The following is a 16,504-nucleotide window of genomic DNA, read 5'->3' on the forward strand; positions in this document are numbered from 1 at the left end:
CTTGCGGGTTCTGAACCCAGGAGAAGAAAACCATGCGCCGCCTAGCCTCCCTGCTGTTCTGCCTGTTCCTCGCCATGCCGGCCTTTGCCGAGCAGGTCCAACGCCTGGGCGATATCCAGGTCCACTACAGCGTCTACAACTCGAGCTTCCTGCAACCGAAGATCGCCCAGGCGGTCGGCGTGGTCCGCAGCAAGAACCAGGGCGTGATCAACATCGTGCCGCTGGACGCCAACGGCAAGCCGGTCGATGCCATCGTCAGCGGCAGCGCCAAGAACCTGCTGAGCCAGGAAATCCCGCTGACCTTCAAACGCGTGGCCGAGGAAGGCGCCGTCTACCACCTGGCGCAATTCACCATCGACAGCCGTGACACCCTGACCTTCAGCATCACGGTCAAGGCCGGCAAAGAAGCGCCGCAAAGCTTCGAATTCACCCAGGAAGTCTTCCCAGACGAATGATCAAGCTCGACCAACTGGTGCTGGCCAGTCACAACGCCGGCAAACTCAAGGAACTCCAGGCCATGCTCGGCGCCCACGTGAAGGTGCGCTCGATCGGCGAGTTCAGCAGCGTGGAACCCGAGGAAACCGGCCTCTCCTTCGTCGAGAACGCCATCCTCAAGGCCCGCAATGCCGCGCGCATCTCCGGCCTGCCGGCGCTGGCCGACGACTCGGGCCTGGCGGTGGACTACCTCGGCGGCGCGCCGGGCATCTACTCGGCGCGCTATGCCGACGGCAAGGGTGACGCGGCGAACAATGCCAAGCTGCTCGACGCCCTCAAGGACGTCCCGGACGACCAGCGCGGCGCGCAGTTCGTCAGCGTGCTCGCCCTGGTGCGTCATGCCGACGACCCGCTGCCGATCCTCTGCGAAGGCCTCTGGCAAGGCAGCATCCTGCGCGAAGCGCGCGGCGAGCACGGCTTCGGCTACGACCCGCTGTTCTGGGTGCCGGAGAGCAACTGCTCCAGCGCCGAACTGCCGCCCGAACAGAAGAACAAGCTGAGCCACCGCGCCCGCGCCATGGCCCTGCTGAAGCAACGGTTGGGTCTATGAGCCAGGCAGGAAGCCACGGGCTCGACGCCGGGCCGGTGGTTTCCGGCTTCCGCCTGCCACCGCTGTCCGCGTACGTGCACATCCCCTGGTGCGTGCGCAAATGCCCGTACTGCGACTTCAACTCCCACGCCGCCGGCCCTGAGCTACCCGAAGATGCCTACGTCGAGGCACTGCTCGCCGACCTGAAGGCCGACGAGCGCCACGTGCACGGCCGCAAGCTGACTTCGATCTTCTTCGGCGGCGGCACCCCAAGCCTGTTCTCCGCCAGCGCCCTCGGCCACATCCTCGAGGGGCTGGAACGCCAGGTCGGGTTCGAGCACGACATCGAGATCACCCTCGAAGCCAACCCCGGAACCTTCGAGCAGGCCAAGTTCGCCGACTACCGCAGCCTCGGCATCAACCGCCTGTCCATCGGCGTGCAGAGCTTCCAGGCCGAGAAGCTCAAGGCCCTCGGCCGCATCCACGACGGCGACGAAGCCGTGCGTGCGGCAGACATGGCGCGCAAGGCCGGCTTCGACAACTTCAACCTCGACCTGATGCACGGCCTGCCGCAGCAAAGCGTGGCCGACGCCCTCGCCGACCTGGAACAAGCCATCGCCCTGAACCCGACGCACCTGTCCTGGTACCAGCTGACCATGGAGCCGAACACGGTGTTCTGGAGCCAGCCGCCGGAGCTGCCGGAGGACGACGCGCTCTGGGAAATCCAGGAAGCCGGCCAGGCACGCCTGGCCGAGGCCGGATTCGTCCAGTACGAGACCTCCGCCTACGCCCGCGACGGCAAGCGCGCCCGGCACAACCTGAATTACTGGACCTTCGGCGACTTCCTCGGCATAGGCGCCGGCGCCCACGCCAAGCTGAGCAGCCCGGAAGGCCGCATCCTGCGCACCTGGAAGACCCGCCTGCCAAAGGACTACCTGAACCCGGACAAGCCCTTCCAGGCCGGCGAGCGCCTACTGGAAGCGGACGACCTGCCCTTCGAGTTCATGATGAACGCCCTGCGCCTGGTCGAAGGCGTACCCAGCAGCCTCTACGAAGAACGCACCGGCCAGCCGCTGCAAAGCATCGCCGAAGCCTGCCGCGAAGCCCGCGCCAAGGGCCTGCTCGCCGACGACAACGAGCGCCTGCGCCCGACCGAACGCGGCCAGCTGTTCCTCAACGACCTGCTGCAGCACTTCCTGGCCTGAACCGTGTCCAGGCACGCCGGGGGACGTGTAAACTCCCCCGGCGATAGCCAATCCAAGGAGCCTGCATGGACTTCGCCCTCGAACTGATCGCCAGCGCCTCCCGCTGGAGCCGCAGCCATCTGTCCGACATCGCCCTGGCGATCATGGCCACCCTGCTGGTGCTGTTCGGGCCGGCGATCAATGCCTGGATCCAGCAGCGCATCGGCAGCCTCAACTTCGTCTTCCGCACCCTGCTGTTCGTGCTCATCTGCGCCGTCGGCTACGGCCTGGCGATGGTCTTCGTCACGCCCTGGCTCGCCCATGGCCTGAACTACTTCAACAACTACACCCTGGCGCCGGTGCTGCTGTTGCTGTTCTTCGTCATCGGCATGATCGCCGACCGCAGCTGACTGCTAGTGTTTCCCCAGTGCCCGTCACGGACCTGGGGAACGCCATGAAACCGATCAAGCACCTCTACCTGCACTTCATCGACGGCCAGCGCCTGGCGCTGCGCTTCCCGCAACAGGCCGAAGACCCCGTGGAAGTGGCGCGGGGCATTCGCAAGCAACTGGAATCGCCCTGCCTGAGCATCGAGGTGGACGGCGATCTGCTGCTGATCCCGCGCAGCAGCATCAAGTACCTGCAGATCACTCCGGCGCCGCTGAGCCTGCCGGACATCACCGTGGTCGGCGCCGAACTGATCGACTGAGCCCGAACGCCTCTCTGCGTCATCCCCGCGAACGCGGGGACCCAGCGGATTCGCATCGGCGTCACTGGATTCTCGCGTTCGCGGGAACGACGGGGATAAGTCAATCCGCGCAGGGCACGGTCGCTCGCGGTTGCACGCCGCCACACCGGAAGTCTCTTGTAGGAGCGAGCTTGCTCGCGAACCCGCCTGACGCAAAAGCGTTCGCGAGCGAGCTCCTACGAACAGCAGCGTCAGTTGCCGTCGCGGCGCAGCGCTTGCGGGGTGAAGTCGCGCGGGTTCAGGTTTGCTCGGAAGTCGTACATCGGCTCGTTGTTGTCCAGGCCGTCGACGAAGTACCGGTGCCCTTCGAAGTCGTACAGCGCTTCCACGGTGCTCGAGACCATGGGCACGTCGTAGTAGTTGACCGGGTGCACTTCCTGGGCGCGGATCAGCTTGCCCTGGGCGTCGTAGAGATCACTGGCGAGGATCTGCCAGCTGTCTTCGTCGAGGTAGAAGCGGCGCTTGGCGAAGGGATGGCTGTAACCGGTGCGCAGGCTCGCCTCGACCACCCAGACGCGGTGCGGCTCGTAGCGCAGCAGCTCGGGATTGAGGGTCTTCGCGCCCAGGATGCGCTCATACGGCAGGCCCTTCTGGTGCACCTGGTAGCTGTTGTACGGCACCAGCATTTCGCGCTTGCCGATCAGCTTCCACTCGTAGCGATCCGGCGCGCCGTTGTAGACGTCCACCGTATCCGCAGTCGCCAGGCCGTAGGTGTCCGGCTGAGCGCTCTCGTAGGCCAGGCTGGGCAGGCGGCGCACGCGGCGGTCGCCGCGGTTGAAGCGCCAGGCGCGGCGGGTGGCCAGGACCTGGTCGATGGTTTCCTGCACCAGCAGCGCCGAGCCGGCCAGCTTGGACGGCGCCACCACCGTGTACCTGTAGAAGAACAGGGTGTTGTTCAGGTCCTGCGGGCTCATGCCTTCGCGGCCGTAGACGAAGTAGGCGTCGCGTTCCATCTTCAGCAGGTTGTAGCTGCCGCTGGCGAGCACCGCGGCCTGGTTGGTCACCATGTGCAGCTGCTCACCGCGGTAGCGCGTGATGTGGTTCCAGATGACTTCCAGGCCATTCTGCGGAATGGGGAACGGCGTGCCGGCAGCGGCCCCCTGGATGCCATTGCCGTCGGCGATCAGCTCGGCATGTTCGGCATTGAAGCGCGTGGCGTCATAGATCCGCTGGGGCAGCGACGCGCTGCGACGACTGGGGAACACCCGCAGGTAGAAGTCCGGGTTCTCCTGCAGCAATGCCTGGGTGCCGGGCGTCAGCAGGTCGCGGTATTGCGCCAGGTTCTGCGCGTTGACGCGATACGCCTCCTTGTCGGCGGCGAAGGGATCGAGGTGGTGCATGCCAGGCGTGTAGCCCGCCGGCGGCGCGGTGATCCCGCCGGTCCAGGGCGGAATGCTGCCCGAGGCGTTTCCGGCCCTTTCCCCACCCAGCGGCGTCAGCTCCTGGCCCAGGCGCGCGGCCTGGGTTGCGTCGACCTTGGCCTGCGCGGCAGTGGCGCAGGCGGCAGCCAGCAGCAGTATGGCAACTTTGTTCAGCACAGCAGTCTCCTTTGCGGCGGGCGTCCGTCCCGTCGCTGTTATTGTCGTGGCGGCTCAAGGCCGCTGGTTTCGAGATTCAGCTTGCGAGGTGAGGTGGCCATCCTGGCCGCCGGGTGGTCCCGGTCTGGTCTTTCTTCCATGAAAAAGGCCTGCGCGGGCAGGCCTTTCGGGTCTTGCGGAAATCAGTCGACGCGCTGGAACTTCAGGTCCCACACGCCGTGCCCGAGGCGCTCGCCGCGGCGCTCGAACTTGGTCACCGGGCGCTCTTCCGGGCGCGGCACGTAGGTGTTGTCCGGCGACAGGTTGCGATAGCCGGGAGCTGCGTTCATCACTTCGAGCATGTGCTCGGCGTATTGCTCCCAGTCGGTGGCCATGTGCAGGACGCCGCCGATCTTCAGCTTGCTGCGCACCAGCTCCGCCCAGGCCGGCTGGACGATGCGGCGCTTGTGGTGGCGCGCCTTGTGCCACGGGTCGGGGAAGAACAGCAGCACGCGGTCGAGGCTGGCGTCGGCCACGCAATCGCGCAGCACTTCCAGGGCGTCGCAGCTGTAGACGCGGATGTTGGTCAGGTCCTGCGTCAGCATGCCGTTGAGCAGCGCGCCGACGCCAGGGCGATGCACCTCGACGCCGATGAAGTCCTGCTCCGGCGCAGCAGCGGCCATCTCCAGGGTGGCGTGGCCCATGCCGAAGCCGATCTCGAAGGTGCGCGGCGCCGAGCGGCCGAACACCTGGTCGAAGTCACGCAGGCCGTCGGCCAGTTCCAGGCCAAAACGCGGCCAGCCCTGGTCGAGGCCGCGTTGCTGGCCCTCGGTCATGCGTCCGGCGCGCATCACGAAGCTCTTGATGGTGCGCAGCGGGCGGTCAGTGGCCTGCTCGGCCTGGGGCTGTTGGCTATCGCTCATGTTCGGACCTTGGAAAAACGTCGGCAGTGAAAGTGAAGACGGGCCGGCTCGACGAGGCGAACCGGCCCGCTGCGGGCGCCAGGCCGGGATCAGCCGATCAGGCCGCTCATCGGCGAGGAGGCGCTGGCGTACAGTTTGCGCGGCATGCGCCCGGCCAGGTAGGCCAGGCGACCGGCGACGATGGCGTGCTTCATCGCCTCGGCCATCATCACCGGGTTCTGCGCGTGGGCAATGGCGGTGTTCATCAGCACGGCCTCGCAGCCCAGCTCCATGGCGATGGTCGCGTCGGAAGCGGTACCCACGCCGGCATCGACCAGCACCGGAACGGTCGCTTCTTCGAGGATGATGCGCAGGTTGTAGGGGTTGCAGATGCCCAGGCCGGAACCGATCAGGCCGGCCAGCGGCATCACCGCGATACAACCCATCTCGGCCAGTTGGCGGGCGATGATCGGGTCGTCGCTGGTGTACACCATGACGTCGAAGCCGTCCTTGACCAGCACTTCGGCGGCCTTGAGGGTTTCCACGACGTTGGGGAACAGGGTCTTCTGGTCGGCCAGCACTTCCAGCTTGACCAGGTTGTGGCCGTCCAGCAGTTCACGAGCCAGGCGGCAGGTACGCACCGCCTCGATGGCGTCGTAGCAGCCGGCCGTGTTCGGCAGGATGGTGTAGCGATCCGGCGGGATCACGTCGAGCAGGTTCGGCTCGTCGGGGTTCTGGCCGATGTTGGTGCGGCGCACCGCCACGGTGACGATCTCCGCGCCCGACGCCTCGATGGCGCGGCGGGTCTCGTCGAGATCCTTGTACTTGCCGGTGCCCACCAGCAGGCGCGACGCATAGGTGCGTCCAGCCAGGGTGAAGGGCTTGTCGACCGGCAGGGTGGAAGAGGCTTGGCTCATCGGATCGTTCCTCAGCAAAAGCGGGTGGGGCGGGGCCTGATTCTTCGGGGCGACGGCCTAGCCGCCGCCGATGGCATGCACCACTTCGACCTGGTCACCGTCCTTGAGGGCGGTGGCGGCGTGCTGGCTGCGCGGCACTATGTCCAGGTTGAGTTCGACCGCGACGCGGCGTCCGACCAGCTCCAGGCGTTCGAGCAGGTGGGCGACGTTCTGGCCGTCGGGCAGCTCGTAGGGTTCACCGTTCAACTGGATTCGCATGGCAGAGGACCGTCGCGGTTCGAGGGGGTCGGCATTCTAGCCCGATCGCCGGCATTGACCAAGGCGCCCGCTGTGCGCCCGGTACTAAATCTGACGTTCGGGTCAGGCCGTCAGTCGCCACGCGGCCAGGCCCAGGCACAGCCAACCGCCGAGGAAGCAGAGCCCACCGATCGGGGTGATTGCGCCCAGCACCGGCGTGGCCGTCAAGGTGAGCAGGTAGAGGCTGCCGGAGAAGACCAGGATCCCGGCGACGAACAGCCAGCCCGAAGCGGCGATCAGCCGGCCGCTGAGCTGGGTCGAGAGCAGTGCCACGCCGAACAGCGCCAGGGCGTGGAGCATCTGGTAGTGCACGCCGGTCTGGAAGATCGCCAGGTAGTCGGCGCTCAGGCGATTCTTCAGGCCGTGAGCGGCGAAGGCGCCGAGGCCCACTCCGGTGAAACCGAAGAAGGCAGCGAACAGCAGGAAAGTACGCAACATGAGCAAACTCCCAGGAAGGTCGAGCCCGTTATAATGACCGGCACTATTGCCCGGGCATAGATCAGGGTCTGTTAACGTATCGACGCGACCGCGACGGAGCCATCTTTTGCGCGGGGCAAGGCACGAGGAGAGTGGTTTGGTCATTCCAAATGAACGACGAGTAACGCAGCACCGCGCAAAAAATGGCCTGTCCCTTCGGGTTGCGCGGCAAATGGCGCCATGCGTCGTTGCGGGACTTGAAAAGGGGGGCGCCATTCCCTGCGTCCCGCGCCTAACCTGGCGCCATTTGTCGCAGCAACGCGGCTCGCGGCGAAACGTCAACAGACCCTGACATGCGCATCCTGCTCCGCCGCCTGTTCAAGTTCACCCTCTGGTTCGTCGCCGCCAGCGTCGTCGTGGTCGTTGTGCTGCGCTGGGTGCCGCCGCCGGGGAGCATGCTGATGCTCGAACGCAAGGTGCAGTCCTGGTTCAACGGCCAGCCCATCGATGTGCAGCACGACTGGCAGAGCTGGGACGATATCTCCGACAACCTGAAGATCGCGGTGATCGCCGGCGAGGACCAGAAGTTCGCCGAGCACCATGGCTTCGACATGCCCGCCATCGAGCAGGCACTGGCGCACAACGAGCGCGGCAAGAGCGTGCGCGGCGCCAGCACCATCAGCCAGCAGACGGCCAAGAACCTGTTCCTCTGGCCCGGCCGCAGCTGGCTGCGCAAGGGGCTGGAAGCCTGGTTCACCGTGCTGCTGGAAACCTTCTGGCCGAAGGAGCGAATCCTCGAGGTCTACCTCAACAGCGCGGAATGGGACAACGGCGTGTTCGGTGCCCAGGCCGCCGCACGTCATCACTTCGGTGTCGATGCGGGCAGGCTTTCCGCGCAGCAGGCCGCGCAGCTCGCCGCCGTTCTACCCAACCCACGCAAGTGGAGCGCCGCCCGCCCCAGCCCCTACGTGCGCCAGCGCGCGGCCTGGATCAACCGGCAGATGTGGCAGCTCGGCGGCCACGACTACCTGGAGCGCCTGCGCTGAGCCTCAGTGCGATAGGGCTTCGCGCGGGACGACCTGCAGCCACAGCAGCTCGCCATTGCGGTGCATCAGCGTGAGGCCGCGCTCAGGGTAGATCCACGCCTCGCCGTGGGGCGTCTGCAGGCGCAGACGTGGCGGCCCGAAGCTAGCTACCAACCGGCCGACGCTGAGAGGCCCCTGCGGCGCCAGTAGCACCGAGGCCACCGCCTGGCCCTGCAACTGATGCAGCATGTCTTCGCTCAACGGCTGGTCGCTGTTCGCCGCAGCATCGCCGGTCGCCTTGCGCAGGCTGGCGCGTTCGGCATCGCTGAGCGCAAGCTCGGCCTCCATGCGCCAGGCGCCGTCGGGGGTGTCGAGGGTCGCGCGGTAGTTCAGCCGGGGCCCGTCACTGTCGCCGCTCAGCCACAGCTCACCGGCCTGCCAGGTATTGAGCTGGCCGAGGGTGAGCTGGTCGTCGGCCTGGGGCGCGAAGACTTCGCGTTGCCAACCTTCCAGCCAGGCTGGCGGCGGCAGCGGTGCGTGCGAACGCGATACCCACAGGCCGGCAGCGAAAGCCAGTGCAGCGAAGGCCAGCAGGATCAAGCCATGGGCGGGACGTAGGCGGGGCATGCGCTCTCCGGGAAATGACGGGCAGAAAAAAGCCGCACCCCGAGGGGTGCGGCTTTCAGTCTAGCGGTGCAGCGGGCGGTCAGGCCTCGATGCGCCCCTTGAGCTTGTTCATCGCGTTCTTTTCCAGCTGACGGATGCGCTCGGCAGACACGTTGTACTTGGCCGCCAGGTCGTGCAGGGTCGCCTTCTCCTCGGCCAGCCAGCGCTGGTAGAGAATGTCGCGGCTGCGCTCGTCCAGGCCTTCCAGCGCTTCGTGCAGGCTGGCGGTGGAGCTGTCGCTCCAGTCCGCTTCCTCCAACTGGCGAGCCGGGTCGTAGCGATGGTCTTCCAGGTAGTGTGCCGGCGACTGGTAGGCGCTTTCGTCGTCGGCGTCGGCCGCCGGGTCGAAGGCCATATCCTGTCCGCTCAGGCGGCTTTCCATCTCGCGCACTTCCCGGGCTTCGACACCCAGGCTCTCGGCCACGCGCTCGACTTCGTCATTGCTCAGCCAGGCCAGACGCTTCTTCTGGCTGCGCAGGTTGAAGAACAGCTTGCGCTGCGCCTTGGTGGTCGCGACTTTCACGATCCGCCAGTTGCGCAGGATGAACTCGTGGATTTCCGCCTTGATCCAATGCACGGCAAAGGACACCAGGCGAACACCCATTTCCGGGTTGAAACGCTTCACGGCCTTCATCAGGCCGACGTTGCCTTCCTGGATCAAATCGGCCTGGGCCAGGCCGTAGCCCGAATAACTCCGGGCGATGTGCACCACGAAACGCAGGTGAGCGAGCACCATTTGCCGTGCCGCCTCAAGGTCTTGCTGGTAGAAGAGGCGTTCGGCCAGCTCGCGCTCCTGCTCCGGCGACAACAGCGGGATGCTGTTCACCGAGTGCACGTAGGATTCCAGGTTTGCACCGGGAACCAGGGCATAAACAGGTTGCAGGGAATTGGTCATGCGAATCCTCCGATTCACGAAACTCGCGCAGTGTAGCACTGGGCGATCTGACTGCAAGCGGGTGTAAAAGTTCCTTTACACCCCACTGCCGCCACCAGGAATTCAGATAGTTTTCAGCGAGGAGCGAGCTCCCGCAGGTGCCGCGCGACAGCCAGCCAGGCGCCGATCCAGCCCAGCAGAACCGCACCAATGGTCAGCGAAAGACCATCGCCCAGCGGAACGCCGGCCAGCGCGAAATCGCTGCCATAGAGGCCGGCGAGATTGACCACCGAGGCGTTCAGCCAGTCCAGGCCGAACTCCAGCAGCGCCCAGGACAACACGCCCGCGCCCAGGCCGTAGAGCGCGCCCATATAAAGGAAGGGTCGGCGCACGTAGCCGTCGGTCCCGCCGACCAGCTTGATCACCTCGATCTCGTTGCGGCGGTTCTCGATGTGCAGACGAATGGTATTGCCGATCACCAGCAGCAGGGTCAGCACCAGCAGCACGGTCAGGCCGAAGACGAAGCGGTCGCCCAGCTTGAGGATGGCCGACAGCCGCTCGACCCAGACCAGGTCCAGTTGAGCTTGTTGTACACCCGGCAGCTCGGACAGGCGTTGACGCAGGGCATCGAGCTGATTCTTGTCGATCTGCTTGGGCGTTACCGAGATCACCGCCGGCAGCGGGTTGTCCGGCAGCTCCTTGAGCGCCTCGCCCAGACCCGATTGCTCCTGCAGCTCCTTGAGCGCCTCGTCGCTGCTGATCAGTTGCGCCTCGATGACGTCGGGCATGCGCTCGATCTGTTCGCGCAGCTCCTGTCCCTGGTTCTCCGTGGCCTTGATGTCGAGGTACAGGGAAATCTGCGCCGCGCGCTGCCAGGAGCCGCCAAGGCGCTCGACGTTGCCCAGCAGCAGCGACAGGCCCATGGGCAGGCTCAGGGTGATGCCCATCACCAGGCAGGTGAAGAAGCTGCCGAAGGGATGGCTGATCATCCGCTTGAGGCTGTCCACCAGGCTCGCCCGGTGGCTTTCCGCGTAGGCGTTGAACAGCTGGCCCCAGTCGCTGGATTCCTTCTCCACGCGCTCGCGGCCCTTCTTCGCCTGGGCGCCCTCTTCCGGGCCGTGCGGCAGTTGTTCGCTGGCGCTCATCAGGCCTCCTCCTCGCGATCGGCGATGATCCGCCCGCGTTGCAGGGTGATCATGCGGTGGCGCATGCGCGCAATCAGCGCCAGGTCGTGGCTGGCGATCAGCACCGTGGTACCGAGACGGTTGATGTCCTCGAACACCCCCATGATCTCGGACGCCAGGCGCGGGTCGAGGTTGCCGGTGGGTTCGTCGGCGAGCAGCAGGGCCGGGCGGTGCACCACCGCGCGGGCGATGCCGACGCGTTGTTGCTGGCCGGTGGAGAGGTCGGACGGCAAGTCCTGGGCCTTCTCCTTGAGGCTGACCCGGTCCAGCGCGGCTTCGACCCGACGGGCAATCTCCGCCTTGGGCAGGCCGAGGATCTGCATCGGCAGCGCCACGTTCTCGAACACCGTGCGGTCGTTGAGCAACTGGTGGTTCTGGAAGACCACGCCGATCTGCCGGCGCAGGAAGGGAATCTGCGCGGTGGAGATGCGCGAGACGTCCTGCCCGCCGAGCAGCAGCTTGCCGGAGGTCGGCCGCTCCATCGCCAGGATCAGTCGCAGCAGCGTGCTCTTGCCGGCGCCGGAGTGGCCGGTGACGAAGAGAATCTCGCCGCGGTGTGCGCGGAACGAGATCTCGTGCAAGCCGACATGGCCATTGGCGTAGCGTTTGCCGACCTGCTCGAAGCGAATCATGCGATCTCCCGGGTCTCGAACAATGCTCGTACGAAGGCGTCGGCCTCGAAGGTGCGCAGATCGTCGATGCCTTCGCCGACGCCGATGTAGCGGATCGGCAGGCCGAACTGTTTGGCCAGGGCGAAGATCACCCCACCCTTGGCGGTGCCGTCCAGTTTGGTCAGGGCCAGGCCAGTGAGGGCCACGGCGTTGTTGAACTGCTTGGCCTGGTTGATGGCGTTCTGCCCGGTGCCGGCGTCCAGCACCAGCAGGACCTCGTGGGGAGCCGTCTCGTCCAGCTTGCCGATCACCCGGCGCACTTTCTTCAGCTCTTCCATCAGGTTGTCTTTGGTGTGCAGACGGCCGGCGGTGTCGGCGATCAGCACGTCGATGCCACGGGCCTTGGCCGCCTGCACCGCGTCGAAGATCACCGAGGCCGAGTCCGCGCCGGTGTGCTGGGCGATCACCGCGATGTTGTTGCGCTCGCCCCACACTTGCAGCTGTTCCACCGCCGCGGCGCGGAAGGTGTCGCCGGCGGCGAGCATGACCTTCTTGCCTTCGAGCTGCAGCTTCTTCGCCAGCTTGCCGATGGTGGTGGTCTTGCCCACGCCGTTCACACCGACGACCAGGATCACGTAGGGCTGCTTGCCGGACTCGATGGCCAGCGGCTGCTCCACCGGACGCAGCAGGCCTGCCAGCTCTTCCTGCAGGGCCTTGTACAGCGCCTCGCTGTCGGCCAGTTCCTTGCGCGCCACGCGCTTGGTCAGGTTCTGCACGATGGTGGTGGTCGCCTCGACGCCGACGTCGGCGGTCAGCAAGCGGGTTTCGATCTCGTCGAGCAGGTCGTCGTCGATGGCCTTCTTGCCGAGGAACAGGCTGGCCATGCCTTCGCCGATGCTGGCGCTGGTCTTCGACAGGCCCTGTTTCAGGCGGGCAAAGAAGCCGACCTTGGCCGGTTCCGCGGGAGCTGCCGGCTTCTCGGCAACGACGGGCGCTGCCTCGACGACCGGAGCCGGAGCCGGAGCCGGAGCCGGAGCCGGAGCCGGAGCCGGAGCCGGGACAGGCTCGACAACCGGAGCAACCGGAGCAACCGGAGCAGCGACTTCGGCGACTATCGGCGCGCTTGGCAAGGGAGCCGGCTCGACGATCGGTGCAGGTGCAGCGGAAACCGGCTCGGGCTGTGCAATGGGCGCGGGGGCGATGGTCGGTTGCACTACCGGTTCGACCGGCTGCACTGGCGCTACCGACGGCCGCGCTTCGACCACAGGCGCGGACTGGACGGCAGGCGCTGGCTCGGTGGGGGCGGCGGGAATGTGTTCCTGCTGTGCGGGCTCAACCGGCGCGGCGGGCGCTTGTTCCGGCTGCGCGGGAGCCGCCTCGGCGGACTCGGCAGGCGTTACGGATTCGGCCTCGTTGGGTTTCTTGCGAAACCAGCTGAACAGACCTTTCTTCTCCCCGCCCTGCGGGGCCTTCTTGTCGTCGTTGGAACCAAACATGAATGGCTTGCATCTCAAGGGAGCGGCACGGGACGTGGCCGCCCGGAAAACGGATGGGTATCCTAGCATCTCCTCGCCCGCCGGGGTTAGGCGGCTGCCGGACAGTCGCCCCCGGACCCTTCGGGCCATCAGACAGGATCTGTCGATCATGAAAACTCCCGCACGCCGCGCGCTCGGCCTGCTCTGCGGCGGCCTCTGCCTGCCCCTCTTCGCGCTGGCCGCCGAGCCGCAACCGACCCACGAGTACGTACTGGACAACGGACTGAAGCTGGTGGTTCGCGAAGACCATCGCGCCCCGGTGGTGGTCTCCCAGCTCTGGTACAAGGTCGGCTCCAGCTACGAGACGCCCGGCCTGACCGGCCTGTCCCACGCCCTCGAACACATGATGTTCAAGGGGAGCAGAAAGCTCGGCCCGGGCGAGGCCTCGCGCGTGCTGCGCGACCTCGGCGCCGAGGAGAACGCCTTCACCACCGACGACTACACCGCCTATTACCAGGTCCTGGCCAAGGATCGCCTGCCGGTCGCCTTCGAGCTGGAAGCCGACCGCATGGCGCACCTGACGCTGCCGGCCGACCAGTTCAAGAGCGAGATCGAGGTCATCAAGGAAGAACGCCGCCTGCGCACCGAGGACAAGCCCAGCGCCCTCGCCTTCGAGCGTTTCCAGGCCGCCGCCTACCTGTCCAGCGGCTACCACACCCCGACCATCGGCTGGATGGCCGACCTGCAGCGCATGAACATCGACGACCTGCGCGCCTGGTACAAGGCCTGGTACGCCCCGAACAACGCCACCCTGGTGGTGGTCGGCGACGTCCAGCCCGAAGAGGTCAAGGCCCTCGCCCAGCGCTGGTTCGGCGATATCCCGCGACGCACCCTGCCCTCGGCTCGCAAGCCGCTGGAGATCGCCGAACCCGGCGAGCGCCGCCTGACCCTGCATGTGCGCACGCAGTTGCCCAGCCTGATCATGGGCTTCAACGTGCCGTCCCTGGGCAGCAGCGAGAAGCCGCGCGAAGTCCACGCCCTGCGCCTGATCGCGGCCCTGCTCGACGGCGGCTATAGCGCGCGCCTGTCCGAGCGCCTGGAGCGTGGCTCGGAGCTGGTGGCCGGTTCCTCTGCCTCCTACGATGCCTTCGCTCGCGGCGACAGCCTGTTCATCCTCAGCGCCACGCCCAACGTGCAGAAGGGCAAGACCCTCGACGAGGTGGAAAAGGCGCTCTGGCAGCAGCTCGACGAACTCAAGACCACCCCGCCCAGCCAGGCGGAACTGGAGCGCGTGCGCGCCCAGATGATCGCCGGCCTGGTGTTCGAGCGCGATTCCATCGCCGCCCAGGCCAGCAGCATCGGCCAGTTGGAAAGCGTCGGCCTGCCCTGGCGCATGGCCGACGAGGACCTCGAGGCGATCCGTCAGGTCACCGCCGAAGACATCCGCAACGCCGCCCGCACCTACTTCACCCGCACCCGCCTGACCCAGGCCCAGGTGCTGCCGCAAGCCGAAAGCGACAAGGAGAACAGCGATGAGTGAACGAAACGGCCTGCGCTACGGCCTGCTCGGCCTGATCGTGCTGCTCCTGGTCGCCGGACTGGCGTTCTGCGTCAGCCGCACCGCCGGCGGCAACACCCCGGCCATCGCACCGCAACCCGCCAGCGCCGCACCGACCGGCCTGCAGTCGCTGGCCGAAGCGGCCGGCAAGCAGCCCGGCCACCGCAAGCTGGACATCCAGCGTTGGACCACCGCCGAGGGCGCTCGCGTGCTCTTCGTCGAGGCTCATGAACTGCCGATGTTCGACCTGCGCCTGATCTTCGCCGCCGGCAGCAGCCAGGACGGCGATGCTTCGGGCCTGGCCATGCTGACCAACGCCATGCTCAACGAAGGTGTGCCGGGCAAGGACACCAGCGCCATCGCCGCCGGCTTCGAGGACCTGGGCGCCGACTTCAGCAACGGCTCCTACCGCGACATGGCCCTGGCCGGCCTGCGCAGCCTCAGCGAGAAGGACAAGCGCGACGCCGCCCTGAAACTGTTCGACCAGGTGATTGGCCAGCCGACCTTCCCCGAAGAGGCGCTGACCCGCATCAAGAACCAGGTGCTCGCCGGCTTCGAATACCAGAAGCAGAACCCCGGCAAGCTGGCCGCCCTCGCGCTGTTCAAGCAGCTCTATGGCGACCACCCCTACGCACGCTCCAGCGACGGCGACGAGCACTCGGTGCCGAAGATCACCACCGCCCAGCTGCGCGCCTTCCACCAGAAGGCCTACGCCGCCGGCAACAGCGTGATCGCGCTGGTCGGCGACCTCAGCCGCGCCGAGGCCGAGGCCATCGCCGCCCAGGTATCGGCCTCGCTGCCCAAGGGTCCGGCACTGCCGCCGACGGTCGCGCCGCAAGTGCCCAAGGCGGGCGTCACCCACATCGAGTTCCCGTCCAAGCAGACCCACCTGCTGCTGGCCCAACTCGGCATCACCCGCAATGACCCAGACTACGCCGCGCTCTACCTGGGCAACCAGATCCTCGGCGGCGGCGGCTTCGGCACCCGTCTGATGGACCAGGTGCGCGAGAAGCGCGGGCTGACCTACGGCGTCTCTTCCGGCTTCACCGGCATGCAGGCGCGCGGGCCGTTCAGCATCGCCCTGCAGACCCGCGCCGAGCTCAGCGAAGGCACGCTCAAGCTGGTCCAGGACATCGTCCGCGATTACCTCAAGAGCGGCCCGACGCAGAAGGAACTGGACGACGCCAAGCGCGAGCTGGCCGGCAGCTTCCCGCTGTCCACCGCGAGCAACGGCGACATAGTCGCGCAGCTGGGCGCCATCGGCTTCTACGACCTGCCGTCCGACTACCTGGAAACCTTCCTCACCCAGGTCCAAGGGCTGAGCGTCGAGCAGGTCAAGGCGGCCATGCAGCGCCACCTCGACCCGGACGCCTTCGTCATCGTCACTGCCGGCCCGACAGTGCCGCAGAAGCCCCTGCCGCCCCCCACCGACAAACCGGCCGAACAGCCCCTCGGCGTACCGGAGCACTGATGAACAGAAGACCCAAGGCTCCCGCCCAAGCCAACGCCCGCCAGCACGGCGGCCAGGGCCAGCTGCGTATCATCGGCGGCGAATGGCGCAGCCGGCGCTTCGCCTTCCCCGAGGGGCCGGGCCTGCGCCCGACGCCGGACCGCGTGCGCGAAACCCTGTTCAACTGGCTGGCGGCCTACGTGCCGGGCGCCCGCGTACTCGACCCCTTTGCCGGCAGCGGCGCGCTCTTCCTCGAAGCACTGTCGCGCGGCGCCGCCAGCGGCCTGGCCCTGGACCTGAACCGCGAAGCCGTGGCCGCCCTGCGCGGCCACCTGGCCACCCTCAAGTGCGACTTCGGCGACGTGCAGCTGCAGGACGCCCTCGCCTACCTGGCCAAGCCGGCCACGGCGCCGGTGGACCTGGTGTTCCTCGACCCACCGTTCCACCAGGACCTGCTGCAGAACGCCTGCCGCCTGCTCGAGGAAAACGGCTGGCTGGCGGACAACGCCTGGATCTACACCGAGAGCGAAAGCGTCCCGTCCAGCCTCGGCCTGCCCAGCAACTGGCGCCTGCACCGCGAGAAGCAGGCGGGCAACGTGCACTACGCCCTCTGGCAACGACAGAACCCCTGATCGGCGGCGATATCGGCAAGCCT

19 protein-coding genes are annotated in these 16,504 nt (G+C 66.9%); 9 read left to right on the plus strand and 10 right to left on the minus strand.

Features of this window, described 5'->3' with window-relative positions; all coding sequences use genetic code 11:
• Positions 1–32 precede the first annotated feature (32 nt).
• The 5 genes from ACA097_RS10630 to ACA097_RS10650 all read left to right on the plus strand — a co-directional run bounded on the left by ACA097_RS10630 (position 33) and on the right by ACA097_RS10650 (position 2,917).
• The gene (locus tag ACA097_RS10630) at positions 33–455 is read left to right on the plus strand and encodes a DUF4426 domain-containing protein (RefSeq protein WP_043248598.1); all 423 of its coding nucleotides are present in this window, start codon (positions 33–35) and stop codon (positions 453–455) included.
• Positions 452–1,045 carry an RdgB/HAM1 family non-canonical purine NTP pyrophosphatase gene (rdgB, locus tag ACA097_RS10635; protein ID WP_043248597.1) on the plus strand — a complete coding sequence of 198 codons (594 nt, stop codon included), beginning with the start codon at positions 452–454 and terminating at the stop codon, positions 1,043–1,045. The genes ACA097_RS10630 and rdgB overlap by 4 nt, the downstream gene beginning before the upstream one ends.
• Positions 1,042–2,229, plus strand: a complete 1,188-nt coding sequence (hemW, locus tag ACA097_RS10640) for a radical SAM family heme chaperone HemW (protein ID WP_043248595.1) — start codon at positions 1,042–1,044, stop codon at positions 2,227–2,229. Before rdgB ends, hemW begins: the two co-directional genes overlap by 4 nt.
• Before the next feature lie 65 nt (positions 2,230–2,294).
• Positions 2,295–2,618 (plus strand): DUF3392 domain-containing protein, encoded by a 324-nt coding sequence (locus ACA097_RS10645; protein ID WP_043248593.1) that lies wholly within the window; start codon positions 2,295–2,297, stop codon positions 2,616–2,618.
• A 44-nt stretch (positions 2,619–2,662) separates the two neighbouring features.
• On the plus strand, positions 2,663–2,917 hold the full coding sequence (locus ACA097_RS10650; protein ID WP_043248590.1) for a hypothetical protein: 255 nt from the start codon (positions 2,663–2,665) through the stop codon (positions 2,915–2,917).
• 230 nt (positions 2,918–3,147) lie between these two features.
• Here ACA097_RS10650 and ACA097_RS10655 read toward each other — a convergent pair whose 3' ends face one another.
• From ACA097_RS10655 to ACA097_RS10675, 5 genes are all read right to left on the minus strand, one after another.
• On the minus strand, positions 3,148–4,494 hold the full coding sequence (locus ACA097_RS10655; RefSeq protein ID WP_043248589.1) for a DUF1329 domain-containing protein: 1,347 nt from the start codon (positions 4,492–4,494) through the stop codon (positions 3,148–3,150).
• A 182-nt stretch (positions 4,495–4,676) separates the two neighbouring features.
• The gene (gene trmB / locus ACA097_RS10660) at positions 4,677–5,348 is read right to left on the minus strand and encodes a tRNA (guanosine(46)-N7)-methyltransferase TrmB (protein WP_236658391.1); all 672 of its coding nucleotides are present in this window, start codon (positions 5,346–5,348) and stop codon (positions 4,677–4,679) included.
• A 137-nt stretch (positions 5,349–5,485) separates the two neighbouring features.
• Positions 5,486–6,292, minus strand: a complete 807-nt coding sequence (locus ACA097_RS10665; RefSeq protein ID WP_043248586.1) for a thiazole synthase — start codon at positions 6,290–6,292, stop codon at positions 5,486–5,488.
• Between the two features lie 57 nt (positions 6,293–6,349).
• Positions 6,350–6,550, minus strand: coding sequence for a sulfur carrier protein ThiS (gene thiS / locus ACA097_RS10670; RefSeq protein WP_043248584.1), 201 nt, complete (start codon positions 6,548–6,550; stop codon positions 6,350–6,352).
• Positions 6,551–6,652: 102 nt separating this feature from the next.
• A complete protein-coding gene (locus ACA097_RS10675; protein ID WP_043248582.1) occupies positions 6,653–7,027 on the minus strand; it encodes a DUF423 domain-containing protein in 375 nt (124 codons plus the stop codon).
• A 332-nt stretch (positions 7,028–7,359) separates the two neighbouring features.
• Here ACA097_RS10675 and mtgA point away from each other — a divergent pair, with 332 nt between their 5' ends.
• The gene (gene mtgA / locus ACA097_RS10680) at positions 7,360–8,052 is read left to right on the plus strand and encodes a monofunctional biosynthetic peptidoglycan transglycosylase (RefSeq protein ID WP_043248581.1); all 693 of its coding nucleotides are present in this window, start codon (positions 7,360–7,362) and stop codon (positions 8,050–8,052) included.
• 3 nt (positions 8,053–8,055) lie between these two features.
• Here mtgA and ACA097_RS10685 read toward each other — a convergent pair whose 3' ends face one another.
• From ACA097_RS10685 to ftsY, 5 genes are all read right to left on the minus strand, one after another.
• Positions 8,056–8,658: a hypothetical protein gene (locus ACA097_RS10685; protein WP_043248580.1), complete on the minus strand. Its 603-nt coding sequence runs from the start codon at positions 8,656–8,658 to the stop codon at positions 8,056–8,058.
• A gap of 79 nt (positions 8,659–8,737) precedes the next feature.
• Positions 8,738–9,592 (minus strand): RNA polymerase sigma factor RpoH, encoded by an 855-nt coding sequence (gene rpoH / locus ACA097_RS10690; protein ID WP_043248579.1) that lies wholly within the window; start codon positions 9,590–9,592, stop codon positions 8,738–8,740.
• A 113-nt stretch (positions 9,593–9,705) separates the two neighbouring features.
• Positions 9,706–10,716, minus strand: coding sequence for a permease-like cell division protein FtsX (ftsX, locus tag ACA097_RS10695; RefSeq protein ID WP_371370089.1), 1,011 nt, complete (start codon positions 10,714–10,716; stop codon positions 9,706–9,708).
• Positions 10,716–11,387 (minus strand): cell division ATP-binding protein FtsE, encoded by a 672-nt coding sequence (gene ftsE, locus ACA097_RS10700; protein ID WP_043248575.1) that lies wholly within the window; start codon positions 11,385–11,387, stop codon positions 10,716–10,718. The genes ftsX and ftsE overlap by 1 nt, the downstream gene beginning before the upstream one ends.
• Positions 11,384–12,862, minus strand: a complete 1,479-nt coding sequence (gene ftsY, locus ACA097_RS10705; protein ID WP_371370090.1) for a signal recognition particle-docking protein FtsY — start codon at positions 12,860–12,862, stop codon at positions 11,384–11,386. Before ftsY ends, ftsE begins: the two co-directional genes overlap by 4 nt.
• A 148-nt stretch (positions 12,863–13,010) precedes the next feature.
• On the opposite strand from ftsY, the gene ACA097_RS10710 reads away from it, so the two are divergent.
• Genes ACA097_RS10710 through rsmD form a run of 3 tightly spaced genes read left to right on the plus strand, consistent with a single transcriptional unit; the run spans position 13,011 to position 16,481 of the window.
• Positions 13,011–14,381 carry a M16 family metallopeptidase gene (locus ACA097_RS10710; protein WP_371370091.1) on the plus strand — a complete coding sequence of 457 codons (1,371 nt, stop codon included), beginning with the start codon at positions 13,011–13,013 and terminating at the stop codon, positions 14,379–14,381.
• Positions 14,374–15,870 carry a pitrilysin family protein gene (locus ACA097_RS10715; protein ID WP_043248571.1) on the plus strand — a complete coding sequence of 499 codons (1,497 nt, stop codon included), beginning with the start codon at positions 14,374–14,376 and terminating at the stop codon, positions 15,868–15,870. Before ACA097_RS10710 ends, ACA097_RS10715 begins: the two co-directional genes overlap by 8 nt.
• Complete coding sequence (rsmD, locus tag ACA097_RS10720) at positions 15,870–16,481, plus strand: 16S rRNA (guanine(966)-N(2))-methyltransferase RsmD (RefSeq protein ID WP_371370092.1); 612 nt, start codon at positions 15,870–15,872, stop codon at positions 16,479–16,481. Before ACA097_RS10715 ends, rsmD begins: the two co-directional genes overlap by 1 nt.
• Positions 16,482–16,504 lie beyond the last annotated feature (23 nt).

The organism is Pseudomonas sp. QL9, from assembly GCF_041409665.1.
In the GTDB taxonomy this organism is placed as follows: Bacteria; Pseudomonadota; Gammaproteobacteria; order Pseudomonadales; family Pseudomonadaceae; genus Pseudomonas; species Pseudomonas knackmussii.